We start from the raw sequence: 26,043 nt of genomic DNA on the forward strand, positions 1-26,043 counted from the left end.
AAAAAGTCTCAATATTAAAATATTGAGACTTTTGAGGTGTCGAGCGGATTCGAACCGCTGTAGATGGTGTTGCAGACCACTGCCTAGCCACTCGGCCACGACACCTTTAGTGAGAGTGCAAATTTAAACTTTTTCTTTTTAGTGGCAAGTATTTTTTAACTTTTACGCACTTTTGATAGTATAATTGTTACTTCTCCCACATTCCCACCTATTGGTGGATTAATTTTTGACACGCTAATTTCTGCTTCATCTACCAAAGGAATTTCATCAAAAACTCGATCTAACATCCTCTGAGCCACCTGCTCTAACAATTTAGATCGTTTATTCATTTCTTCTTTAGCTATTCTATTTAAGTGTACATAATCTATTGTATCACTTAATTCATCGGTTTTTGCAGAAAGTGTTAAATTTCCCTTAACTTTTATATCAACTCTATATTCTGACCCAATTTTTGCCTCTTCCTCTAGACATCCATGGTTTGTAAAGATCTTTATATTCGTTACTTTTATTACTCCCATTTATTTAATTTCAAATGTTTTTATTGCATTACCCATTTTCACCTTATATTTTCCTTTAGGTAAATATGTTTTTCCATTTTTCGCTGTATTCAATACAGCTTCTTTATTTACTTTTTTATAATTTTTTAATCCATTTTTACTAAAGCTTGCATCAAACTCAGCTTCATTAAACCCTTTTGAAGTTTTTACTTTAAACGAATTTACAACAACATCACCACTGAAAACTGTAAAAACTGTATCTTGGTTTGTATTTGAAAAATATGGAATCGTAATACTTGGTGTATAAGGTTGTAACCACTTACTCCAAGAACTTCCCCATCTTCCACTCTTTCTAATATTATTTATAGTAAATATTTTATCGCTTTTATCTGAAATCGCTCCAGAATACTCTTGTAACGGCTTAATATTCGCTTTATACAAACTTCTTCCGTGTGTACCTACTATTAAATGTTTTGCTTTAGGTTGAATTACCAAATCATGTACAGCAACATTAGGTAAGTTTTTGTTGAAAATTTCCCAAGATTTTCCTGAATCAAAAGAAACATATAAACCATTATCTGTTCCTATGTATAATAAATTCTCGTAATCTGGATCTTCTTTAATCACATTTACTGGTGATGTTGGGATATTATTTGCAATGTTTTTCCAAGATTTTCCATAATCATCAGAAACATAAACATAAGTTGAAAAATCATCCCAACGATATCCGTTTAATGTAACATATACTCGCTCTTTTTTATGTTTAGAAGCAATAACTCTACTTACCCATAAATCTTTAGGAAGCGTGCTTGAAATATTCTCCCAACTTCCTCCTCCATTTTTAGTAATATGTATCAATCCATCATCTGAACCTACATAAATCAATCCGAATTGAAACGGACTTTCACTAATTGTAGTTAATGTTCCGTAAGCAACATTTCCTTTTTTTCCTCCTTGAGTTAAATCTCCAGAAATTGTTTCCCAATCGTCTCCTTGATTTAAAGAGCGGTGTAATTTGTTTCCTCCTAGATATAAAATATCTTGATTATGTTTAGATAATAATATTGGTGTTTGCCAATTAAAACGATACGGATTCTCACCTAAAGTATGCTTTGGCTGAATGTACTTTTGTCCTCCATTTTCTCTGTTTAATCGGAAATAATTTCCAAATTGGAATCCTGTGTATACAATATTTGGATTTCTATCATCCACTTGAACTTGCATTCCATCTCCGCCCATAATTGATTCATATGGATTTTTTCCTGATTGATGCCAAGCCTTGTTAATTTGAGCGTTATGATTTGCTACCCAAACTCCGTTATCTTGTAATCCGCCATAAACATTATACGATTTTTGATTGTCTGCATAAATCGCATAAAACTGTCCAACTGGTGGTGTATTTAATTTTAACCAACTTTCACCATCATCATAAGAGATATTTAATCCACCGTCGTTTCCGTCAATTAAATGACCTTGAACTTTAGAATTCACCCAAAGCGCTTGATGATCGGCGTGCACATTTTCTCTACTAATTGATGTAAAGGTTTTCCCTCCATCTTTTGACTTTAAAATTGGAACACCTAAAACATAAATTCCATTTTTATCTTGCGGATCTACTCGAATTTCTCCGAAATAATATCCGTAAGAATAATAAATATCATCTAAATATCCATCGTGCGTTTTCTTCCAAGACTTCCCACCGTTTGTTGTTTTAAAAACTTCTGCTCCAACTACGGGTGTATCAAATAACAATGAATTTGCATTCTCTAAGTACTTCGCTAAATCGATCGGTTTTACAGCCCCAGATCGCACCATTTGCTTTACGTTGTCTGCTCTGTATTTTTCTTGAAAGCCATTTGTTTTTAAATAACTGTTTAGTTTTTTATCTGATAATTTTAAAAATTCTTCAGTAGACATTTTCTTAAAATCTTCTTTGGTCAATGCATTCGAATCACTTTTTTGTTTTCCATCCTTCTTTCTTCTAAATTGATTATCATGAAAAGCATATACTGTATTTTCATCATAAACCGCCAAACCTATTCTTCCTACACCATCTCCGTTTGGAAATCCATTATTTTCAGAAACCTTACGCCAAGTATTACCTCCATCAGTAGATTTATAAATTGCAGAGTTTTTGCCATCACCATCAAAATTCCAAGCTTTACGTTCTCTTTCCCAAGAAGCAGCATATAACGTGTTAAAATTATTCGGAGCTTGTTGCACATCGATAATTCCTGTGTCTTCATTCACAAATAAAGTTCTACTCCAAGTTTTTCCTCCGTCGGTAGTTTTATAAATTCCTCTTTCATTATTTGATGAATACAAATGACCTAAAACTCCAACAACCACTTCATTTGGATTATTTGGATTAATTAATATTCTACCGATATGATGTGAATCATGTAAACCTACGTTTGTCCATGTTTTACCTTTATCTGTAGATTTTAAAATTCCAATTCCAGCATAAGAAGAACGCGATGAATTATTTTCTCCTGTTCCTACCCAAATTGTTCCATTTTTCCAATCTACAGCAATATCACCAATGTTTTGAGTTGGTGCATTATCTAAAACTGGCGTAAATGTATTTCCATTGTTATTTGTATACCATAAACCTCCAGAAGCATATCCAACGTAAAACTCAACTGTATTGTTTGGATTTACAGCGATATCTACAACTCTACCACTCATTACAGTTGGACCAATATTTTCAAAAGGAATATTCTTTACTAATGAATTTTTAGCCATCGTTGCTTTCTGCTGAAGTGCATCTTGAACAATACTGGCTTTTGTCGGATTTTGTTGTGCAAAGGTTACTATTCCTACAAATAGGAATATAGATAAGATTTGTTTCATTTGGTTTTGACTTTAAAAGTAGTATCAAAAATAAAAAATACTTTCCATTTTAATTTTGATTAGATTTGTGTAAAAAGCATCTTCATGAATATTTTTATTTTATCGGTAGGTGAAAACATATATTCTACAAAAAGAATATATGACGAAGCTGTTAAACGTGGACATGATGTTAGTGTGATTAATCATAACAAATGCTCTATAAAACTTAGTGGTGGTAAAAGAGAAATTATTTATGAAGGAGAAAATATTATTGACGAACCTGATGTAATTATTCCTAGAATTGGTGCTTCGGTAACTCGACATGGAGCTGCAATTGTTAAAGAATTTGAAATGCATGGTGTATACAGTACAGCAAGATCTTTAGGTATACTCAGGGCTCAAAATAAAGTAAGAACTCTTCAAATTATGAACAGAAAAGGAATTCCAATTCCTGATACTGTTTTTTCTGTAAATCCTGAAAACATTAAAGAACAAATAGAGTTACTGGGCGGAGCACCAGTAATTATTAAAATGCAAGAAGGAACTCAAGGAATGGGTGTAATGTTGGCGGAAAGTAAAAAATCTGCAAAGTCTATTATTGATACTTTTTACAGAATGAATATGAGTATTTTACTTCAAGAATTCATTAAAGAAAGTAATAGCGAAGATATTCGTGTATTTGTAGTTGGTGACAAAATTGTTTCTTCTATGAAAAGAAAAGGTTTAGATGATGATTTTAGATCGAATATTCATAGAGGCGGAACGGCTACTAAAGCAGATTTAACAAATCAAGAACGAATTATGGCGATAAAAGCAGCTGGTTATTTAGGTTTACCTATTGCCGGCGTAGATTTAATTCGTTCGAAACGTGGACCATTATTAATTGAAGTAAATTCAACTCCCGGATTACAAGGAATTGAAGCCTACACAAAAGTTAATGTCGCTGAAGAAATTATAAAATATTTAGAGAAAAAATGTTCGACAAAGAATTCAAGAATGAGGAGATAGTTATTCGTGGAGAACGAATTTCTTTAGGAGAATCAAAACTGATAAAAATCCCTGTAGACAGATTACCTACAGGAACTTTAATAGAAATTCCGGTATATATTTTTAACGGGAAAGAACCTGGTCCGACTATTTTATTACAAGGTGGATTGCACGGTGATGAAACCAACAGTATTGAATTAGTAAGACGCATGTTAATAGATAAGTCTTATAAAATTCATAGAGGTTGTGTAATCGTTGTTCCTTTATTGAACATATTTGGATTTTTAGATTTTTCTAGAGAGTTACACGGAAAAGATGTAAACAGAAGTTTTCCAGGTTCTACAAAAGGATCTTTAGCAAGTAGATTAGCATATTATCTCATGAAAGAGATTACTAAAAATGTTGATTTTGCTATCGATTATCATACTGGCGGAGCACAACGTAGTAATTACGCTCAAATTCGATATACACCTCGAGATGAACGTGGAAAAGCTTTGGCTGATATTTTTAATGCTCCTTTTAAATTTGGCTCTAAACTTATTCCTAAATCTTTTAGAAACGAATGTTTTAAACATAACATTCCTGTTATTGTTTATGAAGGAGGTGAATCATTAAGACTAGATGAATTTGCAATTAATCAAGGTATTTACGGAACATTAAGAATTTTACGTCATTTTAATATGATTAATGATTCTATAGAAATCCCTTTACATGAAGAAGCTATAGAAATTACTAAAAAAAGCTGGTTACGCGCTCGAGCAGCTGGTATTTTTAATCCGAAAGTTAAAAATGGGGCATCCGTTAAAAAAGGAGAAATTGTTGGATTTATTATGGATACTTATGGTGAAACAAAATTCTCTGTAAAATCGCCTAAAGATGGTTATATCATAGCCAAAAATAACTTTCCTGTTGTGAATCTTGGTGATCCTTTATTTCACATAGGAAACCTGTAAAGTTTTGGTTATCAGATTATTTTTTTGTTAATTTAAAGTAATTTTAATTAATAAAAAATCAAAAAATGACTGAAATTATTATTAGCCTTTTAACAGGTGCCGTTGGCGGAAACATTGCTGGAGCCTTATTAAAAAAGTTTTCAATGGGAACATTGTGGAATTCTGTAGTTGGAATTTTAGGAGGAGGACTTGGTGCTCAAATATTAAGTACTTTAGGTTTAGATATTGGTGGTATCTTAGGCAGTATTGCTGGAGGTACAGCAGGAGGAGGTGTATTAATGGCTATTATTGGAGTTATTAAAAATGCAATTAAGAAATAACATATTGTAACTCCAACAAGTATATCAAAAAAGCATCTAAAACTAATTTAGGTGTTTTTTTCATTTACAAAATCTATAAATAGTACCTTTGCAACCGATAAAGGAATAAAACTTAATTTATTCCTATACACATATTTATGACATTTGAATCACTAGGGTTAAAGAAAGAGCTTTTAAAAGCAATTGAAGAAAAAGGATATGTAAACCCATCCCCAATACAAGAAAAAGCAATACCAGTAATTTTAAAAGGTAATGATGTATTAGCATCTGCACAAACAGGAACAGGAAAAACCGCTGGTTTTACATTACCTATATTGCAAATAATAACAGATACCAAAAATCCAAAATTTAGACCAATACGTGCGCTAATATTAACTCCTACAAGAGAATTGGCAGCTCAAATTTATGATAATGTTCGAGATTATAGTAAACATCTTAATATTAAGTCGACTGTTGTTTTTGGAGGTGTAAAACCCAAAAAACAAATTGCCGCTATAAGAAATGGGGTTGACATTTTAGTTGCTACACCAGGGAGACTTATAGATTTACATGATCAAAAAGTATTGTCTTTAAAACGAGTTGATATTCTAATTCTTGATGAAGCAGACAGAATGTTAGATATGGGATTTGTTAGAGATATTAAAAAAATAATAGCTTTACTACCGAATCAAAGACAAAATTTACTTTTCTCAGCTACTTTTTCAAAAGAAATAAAAGCCTTAGCTAAAGGAATTTTAACAGATCCTGTTCTTGTTGAAGCTGCTCCTGAGAACACAACTGCGGAAATGGTTAAGCAAAAGATATATCGTGTTCCAAAAAGTAGAAAAGCAGCAATGATTATTGAATTGATTTCAAAAGATAACTGGGATCAAGTACTAATTTTCACAAGAACTAAACATGGTGCAAATAGATTAGCAGAGAAACTACAAAAAAGAGAGATTTCTGCAGCTGCCATACACGGAAATAAAAGTCAAAGTGCCAGAACAAAAGCATTAAACGGATTTAAAGAAAATACTATTCGTGTTTTAGTTGCTACCGATATTGCTGCACGTGGATTAGATATTCCGTTATTGCCTCATGTTATTAATTATGAATTACCAAATATCCCTGAAGATTATGTACATAGAATTGGTAGAACTGGTAGAGCAGGAGCTAGTGGAGAAGCAATATCTTTAGTTGCTGATGAAGAATTCGAATATGTTAAAAACATTGAGAAATTATTAAAACAAAAACTAAAAATTGTTGAACTAGAAGGCTTTGATCTTACGCCAACTGTTCAATCTCAACAGAAAAAAACTTCAAGAGAAAACAACAATAATTCAAAACCAAGTAAAAAAAACCAAATCAAACGAAGTTTTCGATCTAAAAAGAAATCCGAAAAGGATAAGGAAAGTAACTCTAATGTTCATCAAAAAACTAGAAACAACTTTAAAAGAAAACCGAAAAACAACAACAGAAAAAAATCTTAAAAATCCTGTTTTTAAATTCACTTATTATTTATCAAGTAGTATTTTTAAACCAAAATTTTGGCTTCAGCATAATCAGAACATAGAATGAGTTTAAAAATCTATTTAAAAGAAATTATAAACGACGAATCACTTGATATTCACATCAATGAAATCGTAGATGCTTTCGAAAAAAAAACTCTTTCTAAAAACGAACTATTTGTTAAAGAAGGAGCTATTTGTGATTATTTCTGTTTTATTGAAAATGGAATACTTCAGCATTATATAACCATCGATGGTGAAGAAAAAACAACCTATTTAGCATTAAAAAACACTTGTACTTCGGCTTTAAAAAGCTTTTTACATCAAGAAGCTTCTAGAAAAAATATAAAAGCTTTAAGTGAAGTGAATTTACATGTACTTTCAATTCAAAAATTTAATACGTTATTAAAAAATAATAAAGCCTTTTTTTTATTTTATCATAAACTTATTGAAAGGCAAATATTTCTAATTGATGATTATAGAATAAACCTTCTTACACTTTCTCCTGAAGCTAGATATCAAAAACTACTAGCTAATGATCCAGAACTATTAAATAGTATTCCGTTACATTACTTGGCTTCATTTTTAGGAATTTCGAAAAGACACATGAGTAGAATTCGTAAAAAAATAAAATAAGGCCATTTGGCTTTAGTTTATCGCAATTTCTTTATTTATTTTTGGAAATATATAAATCTATAAACACTAAATCTAAATGAAATATCTTCCTATAAATAAAGATCTATTTATAAAGAATAGAAAAAACTTTATGGCTCAAATGAAGCCAAACAGTTTAGCAGTTTTTAATTCTAATGATATTTATCCTGTAAGTGCAGATTCTACTTTACCTTTTGAACAACATAGAGATATTTTCTTTTTAAGTGGTGTAGACCAAGAAGAAAGTATTCTAATTGTTTATCCAGATTGCCCTAAAGAGAGCTTACGAGAAGTTTTATTCTTAAGAGAAACAAACGAGCATATTGCTATTTGGGAAGGAGAAAAGCTTAACAAAGAAAAAGCTTTTGAAACAAGTGGAGTTAAAACTGTTTTTTGGCTTCAAGATTTAGAAAAAGTATTAGCCGAAATGATGGCTTATGCAGATACTGTTTACATTAACACCAATGAACACTATAGAGCTAAAATAGAAACTGAAACTCGTGAGGCTCGTTTTACAAAATGGTTATTAGCAAAATATCCTGCACACAGTGTTGCTAAAAGTAATCCAATTTTACAACGTTTACGTTCTGTAAAAGATCAAATTGAAATCGATTTAATTCAGAAAGCATGTAATATCACTGAAAAAGGTTTCCGTAGAATTTTAGGTTTTGTAAAACCTGGTGTTTGGGAATATGAAATTGAAGCTGAATTTGCTCACGAATTTTTAAGAAATCGTTCTAAAGGATTTGCTTACACACCAATTATTGCTAGTGGAAATAACGCAAATGTGTTACACTACATTGAGAATAACCAACAATGTAAAGATGGCGACTTAATTCTTTTTGATGTTGCTGCAGAATATGCAAATTATGCGAGTGATATGAGTAGAACAATTCCTGTTTCTGGTCGTTATACAGCTCGTCAAAAAGATGTGTATAATGCTGTAAACAGAGTTAAAAATGAAGCTACAAAAATGTTAGTTCCTGGAGCAATTTGGGCAGATTATCATGTTGAAGTTGGTAAATTAATGACTTCTGAATTATTAGGATTAGGCTTATTAGACAAAGCAGATGTTCAGAATGAAAATCCAGATTGGCCAGCTTATAAAAAATATTTTATGCACGGAACTTCTCATCATATGGGATTAGATACACATGATTACGGTTTATTACACGAACCAATCCAAGCAAACATGGTATTTACCGTTGAACCAGGAATTTATCTTCCAGATGAAGGTTTCGGAATTCGTTTAGAAGATGATGTAGTTGTTCAAGAATCAGGAGAACCTTTCAACTTAATGCAAAACATTCCTATCGAAGTTGATGAAATCGAAGATTTAATGAATCAATAAAAATAGTTGTCAAGTCGAGCGCAGTCGAGACTTTAAAAATCCACATGTTACTTTACTAAAAACGTCTCGACTGCGCTCGAAGTGACATTTTCAATTTTTTTCATAATTTTACCAAAATTGCACACTGAAAATCAAATTGCTATATATTCATGTTACAACACGTAAACCTGAAAAATATCTTGTTTTTAGATATTGAAACAGTTCCTCAATATGAACATTGGAATGATGTTCCTGAGGAAACACAAGAATTGTACGGGTTAAAAACTCGTTATCAAAGAAAAGAAGAAGTTACTGCTGAACAATTTTACCACAGAGCCGGAATTTGGGCTGAATTTGGTAGAATCATCTGTATTTCTGTTGGTTATTTTATCGAAAAGAACAAAAAACTACAGCTTCGTATTACTTCTTTTAAGAATGAAAGTGAGTATACATTACTCAAAAACTTTAAAAATCTACTTGATAATCATTTCAAACAAGAAAAACATATTCTCTGTGCGCACAACGGAAAAGAATTTGACTTTCCATACATTGCCAGAAGAATGATTATTAACAATATTAAGCTTCCAAAAAAACTAAATTTAGTTGGTAAAAAACCTTGGGAAGTTCCGCATTTAGATACTTTAGAGTTATGGAAGTTTGGCGATTATAAACACTATACATCTTTAAAACTTTTAACGCATATTCTTGGCGTTCCATCACCTAAAGAAGACATCGATGGTTCCGAAGTATATCAAGTATATTATCAAGAAAATGATTTAAATCGAATTGTTCGTTATTGTGAGAACGATACTGTCGCTGTTGCACAACTCGTGTTACGCTTTTTGAATTTACCTATTTTAGAACATCAAAATATTATTAGTGTATAAATGGAAACTAAAGAACCTATACTTTTAATTTTAGATTTAGATGAAACCTTAATTCATGCTACAGAGAAGAAATTAACGATTCCACATGATTTTAAATATGCTGATTATTTCGTGTATAAGCGTCCGTTTTTAAATGAGTTTTTAGATTTCGTAAATCAACATTTCAAACTAGCTGTTTGGTCTTCTGCAGACGATACATATGTGAATGATATTGTTGAAACTATTCGTCCAGAAAATATAAACTTCGAGTTTGTTTGGGCAAGAACTCGTTGTACAGTCCGAAGAGATTACGACTTAGATCGATATGTTTATGAAAAAAGATTAAAGAAAATTAAAAAACAAGGTTTTACTTTAGAACGCGCTTTAATTGTTGATGATTCACCCGAAAAAACCAAAGACAACTTTGGAAATGCAATTTATATTAATCCTTTTGAAGGAAATTTAGCCGATGACAATTTAAAAAAACTAACTAATTTTCTGATAAAAATAAAAGATGTAGAAAATGTAAGGACATTTGAAAAAAGAGGTTGGAACAATTAACATAAAACCAAATAAAACACTAACAAACAACAACTTAAAACAAAATGTTTTTTGTTTCTAGAACTAATTTTAGAATAGCTGAAACAATTTTTATTAAAGCGTTTTCTTAAAGAAAAAAGATAATTCATAGCATAAATTAAAAACAATAAAATTAACTTTTTATTGTTTTTCTTTTTTGTAAAGTTTTCCTTTACAAAATTGTTTATGAATCATAATACTATGAAAAATCTAGCTGTTTTACTTTTCTTTTCTATGTTCTTTTTCAGTTGTCAGAAAAAGACCTCGCCTTTTAATATTGGTGATTATGTGCAATTAAAAATTGAAAATTTTGAATATGAAGGAAAAAATCTTCAATTTGTTAGTACAACATTAGTTAAAATTGATGACAGTATTAGTGCTAAAATTAACAGAACACCTCGAAGATATGAATATTTACTAACTAACAAAATTTCAATAGATTCTATTTCAAAAATATTACCAGACAGCACAAAAGCTAAAGCAATTTTTGCAGCTCAATTAGATAATAAAAAATTCAAAAGCTATTTTTATAAAACATTCTATAACAAAAGCGAAAAGGAAACTTTCACTAAAAAAGAATTAATGAAAGTTGCTTCTAAATTCTTCTTATCTGAAAAAAAGGGAAATATTTATAGCACTAAAATTTGTGTTGGAATTAATGGTTTAAAAGAGATTGAATTACAACATAAGGATTTCACTTTATTAGAAGCTATAGTTTATGAAGCCATTTTCGAACGTTTAATGAACGAAAACATAAAAGAGACTCCTGAGTTTATGAATAGTTTAGAAAAGCATCGTGGCGATGCTATAAGATCGATAAATGCAACCACCAGAGATTCTCTACTTCATGTAAAAAACTTAGTATTTAGTGCTATGGAAAAAGACAAAGCACTAGAAGAACATCTTTTAAATTATATAGAAATAAATAAACATGATTTGGCAATAGTTATTGAATAAAGCTCATAATTCTTATTCATTTTATATAAGAAAGTAAAATCAAAAATTCCCATACTCAAATCTTAGTCGATTATAATTAAAAATCAACCCTTTATGACTTTTTAACTCAATTAAACACGTGTTTTTAAGAACTTTAAATATCATTAATAACCAAAACACGTATGGAAACTCAAACGCAAAAAACTGTAGTAGTTCCAATTGGAACACATGAACACGCCCCTGTAGTTGCTAAATTAAAGCAAATTCTTTCTGAAGATGTAAGAATGACTGCTGCTTTAGAAGCTTCTTTACTCGCTGCTTCAACTGAAGCAAAAGAAAAATTAAACTCAGATTTATATCATGCAATTGATAATGTTTTTCAAGGGAATGGATGGCCAACAACCGTTAATGCTTATTTAGACTACTTAGATTTATATGTTCGTTTAGTTCCTAATGAAAGTAATGACCCGACCTATCCGAATGCTTGGAAAAGTAACAATCAAAAAAATGGATATAATCAAAAAGTATATGATTTATTATGTCAATCTTATTGGTTAATTGATCAAAAAGTTCCTGGAACACAACTAACAATGCAAAGCTTTGAAAAATTCGCGAATTGGTTGCTAGATTTTGCACAAGCTTGGGGTAATTTCTTAGATACAGAAGCTTCTTTAACTAAAGAAAGTTTACAATCGTTTAAATACGATACAATGTATAATTTTCCTTTATACGCTAAAAATGAAAAAAACTGGAAAACATTTAATGAATTCTTTTATAGAGAGTTTAATGATGCAGATCCAGAAACAGGAATAAGTCCTTTACGTCCAATTACAGCTCCAAATGATAATACTGTGATTACATCACCTGCAGACTGTACTTACAAGCAATTTTATCCAATCGATAACAACGGAAATGTTTTAGATGAGAAAGGTGTTGAAACTAAAGTTTCTTTAAAAGGAACTCATACTATTGGAACTATTGATCAACTTTTAGAATTCAGTAAATATAGTGATGATTTTTATGGTGGAACATTTGTACATTATTTCTTAAGTCCTTTCGATTATCATCGTTTTCACACACCTGTAAGTGGAAAAATTTTAGAAATTATTCCTGTGCAAGGACAAGTATTTTTAAATGTAGAATTACAGGAAAACGGACAATGGGATGCTCCAGATGGTGCCGAAGATGGTTACGAATTTAATCAAGCCAGAGGAATAGTGATTATGGATGCTGGACCAGAAGTTGGTAAAGTAGCTATTTTACCTATTGGAATGTGTCAAGTTTCTGGTGTAGACATGTACACAAAATTGCAAGGAAAAACTGTAGTTAAAGGACAAGAATTTGGAAAATTCAGGTTTGGAGGTTCAGATATTATTATGTTATTCCAAAAACCACCATCAGAAATTTACATGTATAAAAATGACCCTGGACATAACCCAATTCATTTTCAATACGGACAAGCTTCTGTTTTATTCAACAAATAAAATAGCTCAACATAAAAACAAAGAAGAAGGTCTAAAGACCTTCTTCTTTATTTTTTGTACTCTCAAAATCTTTTTTAATAGTATTTTCAAGGGTTTTGTATGTAACTAAATAAAGATTTCTACTGTCTTTTGCTAAAACATTTCAAACGATAGACATATGAAATCAACAATTAAAAAGTGGATATTAGGAATTCTTACAGGAATCTTATTAGTAGATATTGGTGTGTATTTCTATTTCCGCTCAGAGATAGATCATGTATTAGGTGCCCACACTGAAATTGTAGATAATTCTCAGTTTAAAGCTATCTCAGGAAAATTAGCTATTACTAATGTGAATATATTAAGTGCTGATGCACAAACTATGATTCCGAATCAGACAGTTTTAGTAGAAAACAAAAAAATCATTGCTGTTCATGTTGATAGTACTCCTGTTACTAAAGAATTTTATAAAATTGACGGGCGCAATAAATACTTAATTCCTGGATTAATTGATTCTCATGTGCATTTAAAGAAAAGTAAAAACGACTTACTTCTTTATATCGCCAATGGAATTACTCATGTGGGAGAAATGACAGGAATGAAAGAGCATTTTGAATATCAAAAAGAAATTGATAATGGATCAATTGGACCAAACATTTACATTGTTTCGCCTAAACTTAGTAGCCAAGAAGGAATGAAAGCTAATTTTAGAAGCTGGATGGAAAGACGTCATCAAAATTATACTACTCCAAAAGCAGCAAGAAAAGCAGTTCATTATTATAAAAACAAAGGTTATAAAGCCATTAAGTTAAGCTCCGATCTTAACAAAACTAATTATTATGCAGTTATAGATGAAGCTAAAAAAATAAACATTCCTGTTATTGGACATTTACCGGTTCCTATTACACTTGAGGAACTTTATACTTCTGGTCAATCACAATTATCACATGTAGAATCAATATTATATGCTTCTATGTTTAGTTTTGGACATATTTCTTCAAAAAATGCAAAGATATACCTTAAACATCTTGAAGAAAATATTGATAGTATTGCTATTCAGTTAAAAAAGAATAATATTACAATTTCTACAACCGTAGCGACTAATAAAAGTGCCGCAAAACAAGCTTTTCACTTATCAGATTATCTCAAAACTATTGCTTTAGAATATCAAAATCCGGGATGGATAGAAGGTTCTTCAATTTCAAAAGGATGGCTTCCTGGTAATAACTCTTATGAGTATTCTAATAACTTTTCAGAAAAACAAAAAACTGAAGCAAAAATTTATTGGGATACCTACATAAAAGCAATAGATTTAATAACAAAAACTCTAATTAAAAACAATGTAGTGATTACAGTTGGAACAGATGCAAACGGTGCCGCTGGAACTGTTCCTGGTTTTTCATTACACGAAGAACTGCTTACACTTAGTGAAATAGGATTAACTAACACCGAGATATTAAGAGCTACAACTTCCGCAACTGCAAATTGGATGAAAGAACCTATAGGCAAAATTGAAGTTGGTTATCGTGCAGATTTAGTACTTCTAAATAAAAATCCGCTAGAAAACATAAAAAACTCACAAAGTATAGAAGCTGTAATTGCCAATGGAAAATATCTAAACCGATTGACATTAAACAACATCTTAAAAGCTGTGAAAAATGCCAACAATAGAAGTAGAAAAATAAATATTGACACGTATTTAAAATAGACATATGAGAACTAAAAAAATTATCAAAAGAACACTTTTAAGCATTCTTTTACTACTAATTGTATTTTTCGTTTACATAGCAGTACCAAGAGTTAGCAATCCAAATCCAAAATATCAAACAAGATTAACTTATGGAAAACCTCTTCCTCAAGAAATTCGAAATATATTAACACCTAAAACAAAACCTTCAAGAACACGCTCAATAGTTATTCTGAAAAACGAAAAGATTATTTATGAATACGGTTCTACAGATAAAATCATGAATATAGCATCTATTCGAAAATCCATTTTAGGTTTATTATATGGAATTGCAGTAGATAAAGGTTTGATCGATATTCATAAAACACTAGATGAGCTTAAAATCGATGAAATTGTCCCTTTAACAAAGAAAGAAAAAACAGCTACAATACAAGATCTTTTAATGTTTAAATCTGGTATATTTTTACCTTCACAAGGAGAACACGATTCACAAATAACAGATAGACCAAAAAGAGAAAGTCATGCTCCAGGAACTTACTTTTTCTCAAACAATTTCGATGCTAATGCTTTAGGGAGCATTTTTACACAAGAAACTAAAATGTCTATTGGAAGTTTTATGGAAAAATATTTAGCAAAACCTATGGGGTTACAAGATTTTTCTGAAAACAATGTGATTGTTGGCACTCCTTGGTTTCTACCTAAAAAACCTTCAAAACATAAACAATATTATTTGTTTTTAAGCACAAGAGACTTAGCTAGAATTGGTGCAATGGTTGCTAATGAAGGTGTTTGGAACGGGAAACAAATTGTATCTAAAACATGGATTAAAAAAAGTATAACCTCACACAGCAATTTAAAGGAAAATCACATTAACTATGGTCGTTACGATGGCTTTGGGTATCAATGGTGGATTGATTCTAATACAGAAACGGTATGGTCTGACGGTTATGGAGAACGTTTCTTAATGATAAATCCAAAACAAAATTTAGTACTTACAGAACAAAATTTCACAGGCAATTCATTACTAACTACAGGACTTTGGTTAAAAAATAGAAATATGGATTCTGGATTAGATAATTTAATAAAAGCTCACAAAATGATTGTAAAACAATGATTAAAATGAGGTTTTTGGTATTAACTAACTTATTTTGTAGATTTAAGGTATATAAAATTGTATTCTAACCAAACTATGAAAACTAAATACTTTTTAATTTTACTGTTATCTTTTATTATTAGTTCCTGCGAAAGCGATAAGGATGATTTTATCCAACAAACAGATCGTTGCGGAGATAATTTAAGAACTTTATACAATTCCGCTATTTTAACAACACAAAAAGAAGTGGATGATTTTAATAGTCACGGATATAAATCTATAGAAGGAGATTTAATAATAAAAGAAGATCTTTTAAAAAATGATCCAATAATAAATTTAGATAATTTATTCGAATGTCTTAGAGTTATTCAAGGAAAGGTTATTATAGAAAACAATTCTGGTTTAAAAAGTATTAATGCCTTTTTAAAAAACATAACCACTCTAAATGCTTTATATATTAAAGCTAACCCTTTATTAAACCAAATTAATGGGTTCGATAACCTAATCAGTGTAAGGGAACTTACTATTACTGATACACAAATTAAAAATCTTAATGATTGTTTTTCTAAGGTAACATCAATAAAAAGTTTAAAAATTCAAGACAATAGTAATTTACAAAACTTAAGAGGACTTAATCAACTTAATGAAACTTCTTATGTAGTTATAAAAAACAATTCTTCATTAGAAAACTTAGAGGTTTTTCTTGAAAAAGTTAAAGTTATAAATTCTTTAGAAATTAACAATAACGATAAAATTCTAGACTTAAAAGGACTTAATAGTATTAAAAACATTAATCATCTAGAAATATCATTTAATAAAAATTTAGAAACCTTATCTGGTTTTAGTGCTACTTCAATTACAAAAGATATAATAATTACCTCAAATGAAAAATTAGAAAATATCGATGCTCTTTCTTTAAATGAAAACAACAACTTAACTTATATTAATATCACTAAAAATGCATCTTTAACATCTGTTAAAGGTTTAAAATCAATCACTAAAACAAATAGTTTGTATATAACTGAAAATAATAATTTGCTAAACCTTGATGGATTAGATAACTTAAAACAGGTTGGTGAACATAGCCGAGAAGGCATTTATATTGAAAAAAACGATTCTTTAGAAAACATTAATTCTTTATCAAATATCGTTTCTGTTGGTGATCTATTTATTTCTTTCAATGCTAAATTGAATAATTTTTGTGGTATTCAGAACCTTGTTACCTCAAATTCATTTTCAACTTTTGATATAGCTAGAAATGCATATAATCCTTCTTTAAATGATTTCGACAATGGTCGTTGTAGTTTATAAAATGTAATCGAGTTAAATAATTTAACGAATAAAACTACTAGAAACTTTTTTTAAAAAAACAAAACTGTTTTCTACCTACGCAAATACAATGCGTAATACGTTTGTAATCTTGTACTGTAATTAAAAATCATCATTGATGAATACATTAAAAGATTTACATAGAACATTGCTCTTAAGAAAACGTCCAGAAGATGTTGCTTTAATGATTCAAGAGTTTTTAGGAGATCAATTATCTCCTCAGGAAAAAATCATTTTAGGAAAAGCATCTAAAGGATCTCTCAAAAATGTATTCTTTGGTTATACTTCTATGATGCAAGAATTTGCGACTGCTATTGGAGCAGAAAAGCAAATTAAAAAAGCTATTGAAATATTTAATTTAAATCTTAAAAAGACGATTGATTATAATAATATAGATGAAATTCAGCAATTTATTAAAAACATATCCTCTTTAATTAACAAAGAATTTGGTGCAAACAATTTTCTTGGCGATCGATTAAATAAACACCAGAGAAATGAAAAGGGATTAGATATAAGTAAAAGACAGTATAATAAAAAATGGAGGCTTTTAAAACGTTTAGAAAAGAAGTTATTAGCTTATAGTAGAGAAATTAAAAAAATTGAATTTCAAAAGATTGGTAAACACGGTTTATCACATACATTAAGTTTTGAAGAATTCAAAAAAGATATCAACTCAGCATGTTTTATTGCTTATTATAATGCTCGTTGTAACCTGCGTAGTGTGTTTACAAATACTAGTCAAGAAAAATCATTTGATGAAATATCAAATATGTTATTAAATCGTTGCAAAGGAATTGATACAGAAACTAATGTTTTCAATAGGTTAAAAAATCAAGTAAAAAGCGTAAGAAAAAATCAAACTAATTGGTGGGCAATTTCACATATTTATACTAGTAAAGAAGTTTTACAAAATCTTTCAGACAAAGAGAAAGGAAAATTGTTAGGAAAATGGACTTCTATTCTTCAAGAGATAGCTTACTTTTTAGAAGAAATTTGGGTGAAAAGTAATATTAATCGTGAAACCATGATTGTTCGTAGAGGAAACGATTCTACAACATGGAACAATACAGCAAATGCATGGAACAAAGCCAGAGATAATTGGATGAATATTATTTATGCCTTAGGAATGGATGATATTTTACATGAGATTTGTTTTGGAAAAGTATTGCGTTTAATGGCAGCAGATGTTGTAGCTTGGCATTATAGTTCTGGAGGAAAACTGGATCCAAATACAGAAGTTTGGAATAAAATTCCTTTACCTTGGGAAGTATTTCAAGGTAAAGAAAAATGTAATAGAGAAATGGTGGTTAAGTATTGTAAAAAAGCTGGATTAAACCCAGAAAAATCTGGTTGGATTGCCCCAAAAACAGAAAAAGTTGTTAAATTTAAACCTACTCCAGAATTAGTTCATGGTGTAGTTATTTCTAACCCGTATATAGCAACAATACTTAAAAAGCAAAAATATTTTTCAGGTAAAAAAATGCACTTTTTATCTTGATAAAAAATAAGATAAGTTAGTTCAGTGGTAGAATATTCGGCTCCAACCCGAATGGACGCAGGTTCGAGCCCTGCACTTATCTTTTCTGATATAGCTCAGTGGTAGAGCGCCCGGCTCTTGGACCGGGTGGACGCAGGTTCGAGCCCTGCTATCAGATCTAATTTAATTAACTTTAAAAAATCAATAAGTTATATATGTATATCTTATTGATTTTTTTTGATATTGAACAAGGATTATCTTTATATCAAACTACTTCTTCTCCATAACATCTGATAAAACCAACAAGGTATGTGTATCGCCAAATAACATTAATCGATCAATTAATTGCTGTAAATGCAACTGATTTTTAAGCATCGCTTTTACATGTACATTTTGATTTCCAGTAATTCTATGTGCTTTTTTAATTTCTGTTATTGTTGGTATCGCATCTAAAAACGAACGAAGTTTTCCGTGAAACACTTTTACCAAAATAAATACTTCTAAATCGTAACCCAACTGAGAATGATCTATTTCAATCGTGTATTTTTTAATTAAACCTACATCTTCCATTTTTAAAATACGTTCTCTTGCCGCAGATGCAGATAGATTAATTAAACGTCCTATTTCCGCAAAAGAAAGTCGTGCATCTTTTTCTAAAGCTTTTAAAATTTGTGTATCTATATTATCAATCATAAGTAAACGTTTAAAATTACACGTCATTCAGAAGTAAATTTACAAAAACACAAACGATTACATTTTTACAACTATCCTAAAAATTAGAAATTTGTAAAAAAAGAAGATGAGTATTGTAATCTGTTTTAACAATAAAGATCCGAAACCTTGGCAAAAAGCTTTGCAAGCCAAGTTGCCAGATACCACTATTGATATTTATCCAAATGTAACTGATGCAGAAGCCATCACTTTTGCTTTGTGTTGGAAACCTGAAGCAAATATTTTAGCACAATTTCCAAATGTAAAAGTCGTACAATCTGTTGGAGCTTCAGTAGAACACATAATTCAAAGTCAGGATTTGGCTTCAGATTGCGTTGTGACAAGAATTGTAGATGATCGATTATCTGAAGATATGTTCGAGTTTATTTTAACAGGTGTTTTATCTCATATAAAACGTTTTGCTGAATATCAGACAGCTCAAAAAGAAAAGCAATGGCAGCAAAAATTGTATAAAACAATAAAAACTACCACTATTTCAATTTTAGGTTTAGGAAAAATCGGAACTCATGTTGCTACAAAATTAGTGCAAGTTGGATTTACAGTAAAAGCATGGTCGAAATCAGAAAAAACATTAGAAAACGTGTCTTGTTTTCACGGAAATAACTGTTTGACTGACGTACTACAAAACACAGATATTTTAATTAATATTTTACCATTAACCTCTGTAACAGAAAATATTTTAAACCTTGAAAATCTTTCACGACTCAACAAAAACGGATATTTAATTAATGTTGGACGCGGAGAACATTTAGTGGAAAACGATTTACTTACACTATTAAACAATCAACATTTATCAGGTGCTTTACTCGATGTTTTTCGAACTGAACCTTTACCTGAAAATCACCCATTTTGGGAACACAAGAATATTACCATAACACCACATATTGCTGCTATCACCAATATTGAAACAGCTTCGGGTATTGTGGTTACCAATTACAAAAACTTGTTAAACGAAAAAGAACTTATAAATGTAGTTTCAATTCAAAAAGGATATTAATTATGAACAGATTTCATTTTGCGTTTAAAGTTAAAGACATAGAAAGTACACATCGATTTTATCATGAAATTTTAAACTGTACTATCGGACGACAAACCGAACATTGGATAGATTTCGATTTTTTCGGACATCAATTGTCTGCTCATATTTCCAATAATATTCCAGAATTAGATTACTGCGGAAAAGTGGATAAAGTAAAAGTTCCTATTCCACATTTTGGTTGTATTGTAAAAGATCACGAATTTGATTTTATTAAAAATGCATTGCAATCTCACAATATTGAATTTATTATACCACCACAAACAAGATATGCAGGAACTCGTGGTGAACAGAAAACTATGTTTGTTTTAGATTTCAGTAACAATCCAATCGAATTTAAGAGTTTTAAAAATGAAGATGAGATTTTTTAAGTGAAAAGCATGTTTTTGTCACTTATCTATTTAACTTTACTAATCGTTTTGTAAATGGCCAAGAAAAAATTATTATGACAATAAAAGTCGTTTCAAAATTTTTTAGAAAATGAAGAAGATCATGCTGAGATTTTTATGAATTTTGACTTTGTTAAAAACAGGGTTTACTTAAATGAAAAGGATTTTTGATTATCGTGAACCTCTTATCAAATTACTGAAAAAGTAACGTTGTAAATGACGAAGCAAATAAGAGATATTTTGATTTTTGATGGTGAATCCTATCACATCAATGAATATATACTGGAGACTTTTTTTAAGGAAAATCCGAAATTAAATAAATTTCATTCTTCAAATACTGCCTTAACAAGAGGTTATATAGGTAGCTTCTCAGTTGAAAATGAAAAACTAAAAGTTACTGATATTCGAATCTTTGATAGAAACACAGTCAATTTAAAACTGAAATCGGTTCTTAAAAATGTTTTTAAAGACAGAACTGTTTGTGACTGGTTTTCTGGTTTTATCAGAATAGATAATTACAATGAATATCAAAATAAAAAAGAAGACCAAAAACACACTCTTTTAGAATTTTACAAGGGCAATTACATCGGTAAAAGAACTTTCAATTATATCGACCTTCAAAGTTTTAAAGCACTACAATTCAAACAATTTAAAACAACTGAAGAATACAAAAAATTAAAGGAAAATTTTACAAAAACCTTAGGTAGTGAATATCAAGCAGATACTTTAATTCTCAAAAATATTCTAAAGTTCATTTAGAAAAACTTTTATTCTTCCATTTTCATAGATAATTCGAACCAACGTTCTTCTTTGGTTTCTAAATCCTCTATGATTTGTTGCAGCTCTAAAGATTTGTCGTTAATATCTTCTGAAGCTACTTCTCCATTAGCAAATTGTGCTTCGATCTGCTCTTTTTTCTTTTGTAGTTTTTCAATATCAATCTCTAAAACACCAAACTCACGCTTCTCATTATAACTTAACTTTCCTTTTTGATGTGTTTTTTCGCGTTTTACAGCTTCTTTCTTTTCAGTTTTAGGTTCTGAGACCTTAGAATCTTCATAAGCTCTAAAATCAGAGTAATTTCCAGGAAAATTATCCACTACTCCATTTCCTCTAAAAACAAATAAAGAATCTACAATTTTATCCATAAAATAACGGTCGTGAGAAACTACCATTAAATTTCCAGGATAATCTAACAAGAAGTTTTCTAAAACGTTTAGTGTAACTACATCTAAATCGTTGGTTGGCTCATCGAGAATTAAGAAATTCGGATTCTGAATTAACACCGCACATAAATACAATCGCTTCTGCTCTCCTCCACTTAACTTTTCTACAAAATCATATTGCTTTTTTCTGTCGAATAAAAATCGTTCTAATAATTGTGCTGCAGAAATTCTTCTTCCTTTTGTTAACGGAATTTCTTCTCCGAATTCTTTAATTACTTCAATGACCTTCTGCCCTTCTTTAATGTTGATTCCTTTTTGGGTGTAATATCCAAACTTTACCGTTTCTCCAACTACAATTTTTCCGCCGTCTAATGGTAATTGTTTCGTTAAGATATTTAAGAACGATGATTTTCCTGTTCCATTTTTTCCAATGATTCCAATACGCTCTCCTTTTTTAAATACATACTCAAAACCATCTAGAATTACTTTTTCATCAAAAGATTTTTTCAGTTTATGTAATTCTACAATCTTGCTCCCCAAACGTTCCATGTTAATTTCTAACTGAACTTCGTGTTCTTTTCTACGCTGGTGTGCTTTTTGTTTGATTTCGAAGAAATCATCGATTCTAGATTTAGATTTTGTCGTTCTTGCTTTTGGTTGACGACGCATCCAATCTAATTCTTTCTTGTATAAACTTTTTGCTTTACTAAGGTTTGTAGCTTCTAAAGCTTTTCGTTCTTCTTTATTCTGAAGATAATACGAATAGTTTCCTTTATATTTATATAGTTGTCCGTTATCTAATTCAATAATCTCATTACACACACGCTCTAAAAAATAGCGATCGTGTGTTACCATGAATAAGGTAATTTTTTCTCTAGAAAAGAATGCTTCTAACCATTCAATCATTTCTAAATCTAAATGGTTGGTTGGCTCATCTAAGATTAATAAATCTGGTTTATTAATTAAGATAATTGCTAAAGCTAAACGTTTACGTTGTCCTCCAGAAAGTGAACCTACTTTTTGTTGCAGATTATCTAACTTTAGTTTCGATAAAATTTGCTTGTATTGTGTTTCAAAATCCCACGCATTGTGTTGGTCCATTAAATCGAATGCTTTTTGATAAGCTTCTGCGTCATCTGGATTTTGTAAAGCTGCTTCGTATTGCTGAATAATTGGAAGAATTTTATTTTCTGTAGCGAAAATTGTTTCTTCTATTGTTTGATTTGCATCAAAATTATGTTCCTGAGATAAATACGCAATATGAATTCCTTTTCTACTGATAACCTGACCTGAATCTGGCGTATCTTTTCCTGCAACAATATTTAAAATTGATGTTTTACCACTTCCATTTTTAGCTACAAAAGCTATTTTCTGATCTTTATTAATTCCAAAAGATAAATCTTCAAACAAAACGCGCTCTCCATAAGCTTTGGAAATATTTTCTACAGTAAGGTAATTCATGAATTTCTAAATAAAAGACAAATGTAATGATTTCAATAGCGATAAAAACAAAGAGACCGTTTTAAAAAACGGTCTCTTCTTCATTCAAAAATAGTACAATTATCTAATAACAAAACGTTTCTTCGTTTGTGTATATTCATTTGTTAAATTCAAAATGTAAACTCCAGGAGTTAATGTGTTCGTATTTATAACACGATTATTTAAGTTTCCTTTCTTCACAGTTTGACCTAGCATATTGATTACTGCATAGTTTGTTGTTGATAAATCTGAATTATCTGAAGATAATATTTCTAATACACTTCCTTTAGCTACTGGGTTTGGTGCTAATGTTAATGTTGCTAATGTATTTTCATCTTCATCTCCTAAAACATCGATTCTTGCTCCAAATTCAACTACAGTTCTAGATGAAGAACAAGAAGTTTCATAAATTTTCACATTAGAGAATGTAGAATTATTTCCAGAACCACCATCGTTATCGTTAATAAATACTAAACGATCCATGTTTCCTGTATATGAATCTCCAACTGGAATTACATATGTTTTAGTTCCGCCAGCATAATTATCGTAATTCGTTACACCATAGTTTTGTGTTCCATGAACTTTAAAATATCTACTTGATGTTAATGAATTATCATTTTCAAAACCAACTCCGTGAATTTCTCCTTCCGAAGTACTACTGAAATCAAATTCGATAACAGTATTTGGAGTTACCGTGTAATTTAATGCAATATACTTCCAAGTATTATTTGTTAACGTTAGTGAATTTCCTCCTGAACCTATAGAAGAGTTTCCAGCAGCATCTTGATTAGAGAAAGATGATAATGTATAATCGTTAAAATTTAACGTATCGCAACCACCTGGATTAGTTCCTCCTGTAGTAATATTTACAGTATAATCTTCTACTTCTCCGTAAGTAAATGTTTCACAAGAAGTTGGTATTCCATTATATTTCATAGAAACACGCATTCTAGTAGTACCTTCAACTGCACCAGCAGGAACAGTGAAGCTTCCTGTTACTGGTGTATTTCTTGTTGCAGCTTGTGTCCAAACTGTTTCTCCACTATCTGAGAAATCACCATCTTGATTATAATCGATAAATACTGCATATCCTTCAGCATAAATAGTTCCTGTCCATGTTGGAGTAATTGTTATTGAAGCAGAAGAAGATTTACTTAAATCTGTAGAAATAGACGTAAAATCCGAATATCCATTTCCACTTCCAGAAGCATTATTTATGCTTCCTAAAGTTACATTACCAATATATTCATCACTTACATTATTTCCTTTTGAACTACAATAATTAATCTGAACAGCTGTTGTAGTAAAATTAACAGAAGCACTATAAGATGAGTTTCCTGAAGAACATTTACTACGAACTTGAACTTCGTATTGTGTAGATGCTGATAAACCTGAAATAGCTGCAGATGTTGCAGAAACAGAATTAACTGTCCAAGAAGAAGTTCCTGTAGCACGATATCTTACATCGTAAGATGCTCCAGTAACGGCATTCCAGTTTACTGTTGCTCCTGAAGCAGAAACTCCTGAAATAGAAACTCCTGTTGGTACTGTTGCATTACAAGCAACAGGTGTAAATTTATCAGATAACGCCAAGCTTCTTCTAGATCCTCCAGCTTCTAAAACGGCTCTCATCCTGTTTTTTTGTCCTAAAGTAAATAAGTTCATACAAGAATCATCAGAATAATCCATGTAGTTTTCTACCATATCTTCTGATCCACATGATGTATGACCTGTTGAGCATCCATAGTTTGCAGCATCTGAAGTAGGTGTATCTGAAACAAAATCATCTACACTACAACCACCATCACCCCAAATGTGACGTAGGTTTAAAAAGTGTCCTATTTCATGAGTAGTTGTTCTTCCTTTATCAAAAGGTGCCGATAAATAGAAACCAGAACCTTTATCTGAACTACCAAAATATTGTGGACTCATAACTACTCCATCTGTAGAGGCACTCCCTCCAGGAAATTGAGCATATCCTAAAATTCCTCCACCTATGTTACACACCCACATATTTAAATATTCGGCTGTGTTCCATGCATCTACTCCACCATTAGATGAAGATTTCATGGCATCATTAGTACCCCAAGAAGTTCTTGTTGATGATTTTCTTGTAATACCGTTTGTTGGATTACCATTAGGATCTATGGCAGCCAATTGAAATTCAATTTGAGTATCAGCTGCTTGAGACCACTTGTTCGTAGCATCTGAGTTTGTTCTTCTAAAATCTTCGTTTATAACATCTATCTGTGATTGAATTTGGGCATCGCTGATGTTTTCTTGAGCATTGTTATAAATAACATGAACAACAACTGGAATAGTGATAATATCACCGTTAATTTTTCCTTGTAATCCTGAAAGTTGTTGCAATTTGTTTTGAGTGAAGTTCTCAATTTGTTGCATTCTTTCCTTTAGTTGGGGGTCATTTGATTGTCTGAATTCTAGGTTATCCATAGAATGACAATTTCTTCTTTGTTGCGAAAACATAACTCCAGCAACAAGTAGAAACAAAAAAGTAATTTTTTTCATTGTTTTTAAAAGGGTTTTAATGGTTTATCTAAATATTCAAAGTTTAGTGAAGATGTGGAGGCAACTTGACTATTTAGTTTGTGCAGTAAAAATAAAAAAAACACAAACAAAACAAAACAAAATGTTAATTTTTTAATTAAATCTTAATATTAAAGTTAAAATATAATGTTTTAAATTAAATCTATTATAAAAATTAAACCCAAGCTACTAGAACTTGGGCTT

At 30.5% G+C, this 26,043-nt stretch carries 22 protein-coding genes and 3 tRNA genes; 19 read left to right on the forward strand and 6 right to left on the reverse strand.

Annotated elements, in window-relative coordinates; all coding sequences use genetic code 11:
* Positions 1–34: 34 nt before the first annotated feature.
* The 3 genes from ACSIGC_RS10565 to ACSIGC_RS10575 all read right to left on the reverse strand — a co-directional run bounded on the left by ACSIGC_RS10565 (position 35) and on the right by ACSIGC_RS10575 (position 3,350).
* Positions 35–105, reverse strand: a tRNA-Cys gene (locus ACSIGC_RS10565).
* 50 nt (positions 106–155) lie between these two features.
* Positions 156–518 carry a dihydroneopterin aldolase gene (gene folB, locus ACSIGC_RS10570; RefSeq protein WP_442264789.1) on the reverse strand — a complete coding sequence of 121 codons (363 nt, stop codon included), beginning with the start codon at positions 516–518 and terminating at the stop codon, positions 156–158.
* On the reverse strand, positions 519–3,350 hold the full coding sequence (locus ACSIGC_RS10575) for a VPS10 domain-containing protein (protein ID WP_442264790.1): 2,832 nt from the start codon (positions 3,348–3,350) through the stop codon (positions 519–521).
* Positions 3,351–3,434: 84 nt separating this feature from the next.
* Here ACSIGC_RS10575 and ACSIGC_RS10580 point away from each other — a divergent pair, with 84 nt between their 5' ends.
* The 16 genes from ACSIGC_RS10580 (at position 3,435) to ACSIGC_RS10655 (ending at position 18,668) form a co-directional block, all read left to right on the forward strand.
* Positions 3,435–4,337 carry a RimK family alpha-L-glutamate ligase gene (locus ACSIGC_RS10580; RefSeq protein ID WP_442264791.1) on the forward strand — a complete coding sequence of 301 codons (903 nt, stop codon included), beginning with the start codon at positions 3,435–3,437 and terminating at the stop codon, positions 4,335–4,337.
* A complete protein-coding gene (locus tag ACSIGC_RS10585) occupies positions 4,304–5,269 on the forward strand; it encodes a succinylglutamate desuccinylase/aspartoacylase family protein (RefSeq protein WP_442264792.1) in 966 nt (321 codons plus the stop codon). Before ACSIGC_RS10580 ends, ACSIGC_RS10585 begins: the two co-directional genes overlap by 34 nt.
* A gap of 65 nt (positions 5,270–5,334) precedes the next feature.
* On the forward strand, positions 5,335–5,589 hold the full coding sequence (locus tag ACSIGC_RS10590; protein ID WP_442264793.1) for a hypothetical protein: 255 nt from the start codon (positions 5,335–5,337) through the stop codon (positions 5,587–5,589).
* A gap of 137 nt (positions 5,590–5,726) precedes the next feature.
* On the forward strand, positions 5,727–7,058 hold the full coding sequence (locus tag ACSIGC_RS10595; protein WP_442264794.1) for a DEAD/DEAH box helicase: 1,332 nt from the start codon (positions 5,727–5,729) through the stop codon (positions 7,056–7,058).
* A gap of 84 nt (positions 7,059–7,142) precedes the next feature.
* A complete protein-coding gene (locus tag ACSIGC_RS10600; protein ID WP_442264795.1) occupies positions 7,143–7,712 on the forward strand; it encodes a Crp/Fnr family transcriptional regulator in 570 nt (189 codons plus the stop codon).
* Positions 7,713–7,788: 76 nt separating this feature from the next.
* On the forward strand, positions 7,789–9,081 hold the full coding sequence (locus ACSIGC_RS10605) for an aminopeptidase P family protein (RefSeq protein ID WP_442264796.1): 1,293 nt from the start codon (positions 7,789–7,791) through the stop codon (positions 9,079–9,081).
* A gap of 149 nt (positions 9,082–9,230) precedes the next feature.
* On the forward strand, positions 9,231–9,947 hold the full coding sequence (locus ACSIGC_RS10610; RefSeq protein ID WP_442264797.1) for a 3'-5' exonuclease: 717 nt from the start codon (positions 9,231–9,233) through the stop codon (positions 9,945–9,947).
* On the forward strand, positions 9,948–10,487 hold the full coding sequence (locus ACSIGC_RS10615; RefSeq protein ID WP_442264798.1) for an NIF family HAD-type phosphatase: 540 nt from the start codon (positions 9,948–9,950) through the stop codon (positions 10,485–10,487). It abuts the gene before it with no gap.
* 219 nt (positions 10,488–10,706) lie between these two features.
* Positions 10,707–11,462 (forward strand): hypothetical protein, encoded by a 756-nt coding sequence (locus ACSIGC_RS10620; RefSeq protein WP_442264799.1) that lies wholly within the window; start codon positions 10,707–10,709, stop codon positions 11,460–11,462.
* 161 nt (positions 11,463–11,623) lie between these two features.
* Positions 11,624–12,925, forward strand: coding sequence for a phosphatidylserine decarboxylase (locus ACSIGC_RS10625; protein ID WP_442264800.1), 1,302 nt, complete (start codon positions 11,624–11,626; stop codon positions 12,923–12,925).
* A gap of 157 nt (positions 12,926–13,082) precedes the next feature.
* Entirely contained in the window at positions 13,083–14,612 is a 1,530-nt protein-coding gene (locus tag ACSIGC_RS10630) for an amidohydrolase family protein (protein WP_442264801.1), read from the forward strand.
* Positions 14,613–14,616: 4 nt separating this feature from the next.
* On the forward strand, positions 14,617–15,705 hold the full coding sequence (locus ACSIGC_RS10635; protein ID WP_442264802.1) for a serine hydrolase domain-containing protein: 1,089 nt from the start codon (positions 14,617–14,619) through the stop codon (positions 15,703–15,705).
* A gap of 75 nt (positions 15,706–15,780) precedes the next feature.
* A complete protein-coding gene (locus ACSIGC_RS10640) occupies positions 15,781–16,995 on the forward strand; it encodes a hypothetical protein (protein WP_442264803.1) in 1,215 nt (404 codons plus the stop codon).
* 136 nt (positions 16,996–17,131) lie between these two features.
* Positions 17,132–18,511, forward strand: coding sequence for a hypothetical protein (locus ACSIGC_RS10645; protein WP_442264804.1), 1,380 nt, complete (start codon positions 17,132–17,134; stop codon positions 18,509–18,511).
* Positions 18,512–18,521: 10 nt separating this feature from the next.
* Positions 18,522–18,593, forward strand: a tRNA-Trp gene (locus tag ACSIGC_RS10650).
* A 2-nt stretch (positions 18,594–18,595) separates the two neighbouring features.
* Positions 18,596–18,668: transfer RNA gene (locus ACSIGC_RS10655), tRNA-Lys, on the forward strand.
* Between the two features lie 92 nt (positions 18,669–18,760).
* Here the strand turns inward: ACSIGC_RS10655 and ACSIGC_RS10660 are convergent.
* Positions 18,761–19,183, reverse strand: a complete 423-nt coding sequence (locus ACSIGC_RS10660) for an Lrp/AsnC family transcriptional regulator (protein ID WP_442264805.1) — start codon at positions 19,181–19,183, stop codon at positions 18,761–18,763.
* 106 nt (positions 19,184–19,289) lie between these two features.
* Here ACSIGC_RS10660 and ACSIGC_RS10665 point away from each other — a divergent pair, with 106 nt between their 5' ends.
* The 3 genes from ACSIGC_RS10665 to ACSIGC_RS10675 all read left to right on the forward strand — a co-directional run bounded on the left by ACSIGC_RS10665 (position 19,290) and on the right by ACSIGC_RS10675 (position 21,406).
* Entirely contained in the window at positions 19,290–20,219 is a 930-nt protein-coding gene (locus ACSIGC_RS10665) for a 2-hydroxyacid dehydrogenase (protein ID WP_442264806.1), read from the forward strand.
* Between the two features lie 2 nt (positions 20,220–20,221).
* On the forward strand, positions 20,222–20,629 hold the full coding sequence (locus tag ACSIGC_RS10670; protein WP_442264807.1) for a VOC family protein: 408 nt from the start codon (positions 20,222–20,224) through the stop codon (positions 20,627–20,629).
* A gap of 234 nt (positions 20,630–20,863) precedes the next feature.
* Positions 20,864–21,406 carry a hypothetical protein gene (locus tag ACSIGC_RS10675; protein WP_442264808.1) on the forward strand — a complete coding sequence of 181 codons (543 nt, stop codon included), beginning with the start codon at positions 20,864–20,866 and terminating at the stop codon, positions 21,404–21,406.
* Between the two features lie 8 nt (positions 21,407–21,414).
* Here ACSIGC_RS10675 and ACSIGC_RS10680 read toward each other — a convergent pair whose 3' ends face one another.
* Positions 21,415–23,274, reverse strand: a complete 1,860-nt coding sequence (locus ACSIGC_RS10680) for an ABC-F family ATP-binding cassette domain-containing protein (protein WP_442264809.1) — start codon at positions 23,272–23,274, stop codon at positions 21,415–21,417.
* 99 nt (positions 23,275–23,373) lie between these two features.
* Entirely contained in the window at positions 23,374–25,821 is a 2,448-nt protein-coding gene (locus ACSIGC_RS10685) for a GEVED domain-containing protein (protein WP_442264810.1), read from the reverse strand.
* Between the last annotated feature and the right edge of the window lie 222 nt (positions 25,822–26,043).

The sequence above is a fragment of the Tenacibaculum aquaeponti genome (genome assembly GCF_052084715.1).
Classification (GTDB): domain Bacteria; phylum Bacteroidota; class Bacteroidia; order Flavobacteriales; family Flavobacteriaceae; genus Polaribacter.